The following is a 2,272-nucleotide window of genomic DNA, read 5'->3' as shown; positions in this document are numbered from 1 at the left end:
CGCCGCCCCCACCGCCGCCGGTCGAGCCGCCGCCGGCCGTGCATCCGCCACCGCCCGCTCCCGCCGCCGCTGGCGAGGCAGAGCAACCAAGGGCGCCGGGCCTGATCGAGCGGATGAGAACTCGAAAGCTGCGCGCCGCGGCTCCGTCCTTTCGCACCGAACAGGCCGAGCCCACGTTTCGGCTGCCGACGCAGGCCGGCGCGCGCACGATCGGCGTGGCCGCACAGCATTTGGGGCTTGCCGTCGACGGGCGCGCGTTGCTCACGGACGTCTCGTTCACCGCGCGCCCGGGCACATTGACCGCGGTGATCGGGCCGTCGGCCGCACGCAACTCCGCACTGCTCGGAATGCTCGCGGGCACAAGGAAACTCAGCTCCGGCCGGATCACCGTCGACGACCACGACGTGCACGCCGAGCCCGTGTCGATGCGCACCCGCATCGGAATAGTCGCGCGCGACGACCGCCTTCATCGGCAGCTCACCGTCGAACGAGCGGTCGACTACGCGGCCAAACTACGGCTCCCGCCGGACACCCTGCCCGAACACCGCCGCCGCGTCGTGGACCAGATTCTCGAAGAACTCGAACTGACGCCATACCGCTCGACCCGGATCAGCAAGCTGCCGCCCGAAGCGCGCCGATGCACCGCGCTGGCGGTCGAACTCACCACCAGGCCGACGCTGCTCGTCGTCGACGAGCCGGGCGCCGGGCTGGACGCGGGGCAGGAAAGTCACGTGATGGCGGTGCTGCGACGCCAGGCCGACATCGGTTGTGTCGTCGTGGTGGCGATGAATTCGCGGACATCGCTGGCGGGGCTCAACATGTGCGACCAGGTCGTGGTGCTCACGGCCGCCGGCACCATGGCCTTTGCCGGCACCCCGCTGCAGATCCAGTCTTTGACGGGCAGCACCGACTGGTCGACGATCCTCGCGCAGGTGAGCGCCGATCCCGGCGCGGTTCCTGTCCCCCAACAAGCGGTGCCTCCACCGGCCGTGGCAGCGCCATGGCCACCGCCCGCCGGACTCAGCGCGAGCCGGCAAATGCGATTGGTGATCGGCCGCCAGGTTCGCCTCCTACTCGCGAGCCGCGTCTACTCCCTGTTCCTGCTCTTGCTGCCGTTCGTATTGGCGGCGCTGACACTGCTGATTCCCGGCAATTCCGGCCTGGGCAAGCCGAATCCGGCCAGCCACCACCCGCACGAGGCCATCGAGATCCTGGCGGCGCTCAACATCTCCGCTGTGCTCATCGGCACCGCGTTGGGCATCCGCGAGGTGGTCGGCGAGCGCCGCGTCTTTCGGCGCGAGCAAGCTGTCGGGCTGTCGACGCCGGCCTACGTGGCCGGCAAGATCATCTTCGTCAGCGTGGCCGCGGCCATTCTGACGGCCATCACGTTCGCGATCGTCGTGGCCGGCAAAGGCGCTCCCGTGCACGGCGCCGCCGCGCTGCACAACGCCACGGTCGAGCTCTATGTGGCCGTCGCCGTCACCGCGATCGTGTCCGCCATCGCCGCGCTCGCGCTGTCGGCGCTGGGTAAGTCGCTGCGGGAGGTCGTACCGCTGCTGCTGCCGCTACTCCTGGCATCCGTACTGTTCAACGGAAGCCTGGTGCAGCTGGTGAGCAGGTGGGGATTTCAGCAGATCTCGTGGTTTGTCCCGGCCCAATGGGGCTTCGCCGCCTCGGCGTCCACCGTGAATCTGCGCAGGATCGACGCGCTGGCCGCCAATGCCGAGATGTGGACACACTATGCGGGTTGGTGGGTGTTCGACATGATCATGCTCGTCGGCTTCGGCGTGCTCGGGATCGCGTTCATCCTGTACCGGCTGCGCTCCCCCAACCCGGTGGACCGGCCACCTACCTCATAACAGCGCGGCGACGAGCAACCCGAGCAGGTACGTCGCGGCGACGGCCACCGCGCCGAAGAGCAGCTGCCGAGACGCCGCCCACCACATGGGCTTGCGGGTGAACCGCGCGGTCAGGCCCCCGGCGACGAGCAGCCCGGCCGCGCCGCACGCCATTCCCGTCGCCAGCGACCCATACCCGAGAAGGTAAGGGATCAGGGGAATTAGCGCGCCGACGGCGAACATGACGAACGAGGAACTCGCGGCTACCCAGGCCGACGGCTTCTCGTCCGGATTGATGCCGGTCTCCCGCACCAGATGGACGTTGACCGCGCGGTTCTCGTCGCGATGGATCTCATCGGTGGCGAGCTGGGCGGTTTTCTCGGTCAGGCCGAGGTCGACGAGCATGCCGATCAGCTCGGCCCGTTCGGCTTCCG

2 protein-coding genes are annotated in these 2,272 nt (G+C 69.0%); one reads left to right on the top strand and one right to left on the bottom strand.

Features of this window, described 5'->3' with window-relative positions:
* Window positions 1-1,859 (top strand): ATP-binding cassette domain-containing protein (locus A5747_RS09735; RefSeq protein ID WP_369805042.1); only part of this gene is annotated, 1,859 nt, incomplete at its 5' end.
* On the opposite strand, the gene A5747_RS09730 is transcribed toward A5747_RS09735, so the two are convergent.
* Window positions 1,854-2,272 (bottom strand): VIT1/CCC1 transporter family protein (locus A5747_RS09730; RefSeq protein WP_198938160.1); only part of this gene is annotated, 419 nt, incomplete at its 5' end. The two genes, A5747_RS09735 and A5747_RS09730, sit on opposite strands and share 6 nt — an antisense overlap.

It is taken from the genome of Mycobacterium sp. IS-836 (assembly GCF_001954275.1).
Lineage (GTDB): Bacteria > Actinomycetota > Actinomycetes > Mycobacteriales > Mycobacteriaceae > Mycobacterium.
This window is presented reverse-complemented; position numbering and strand designations above follow the sequence as displayed.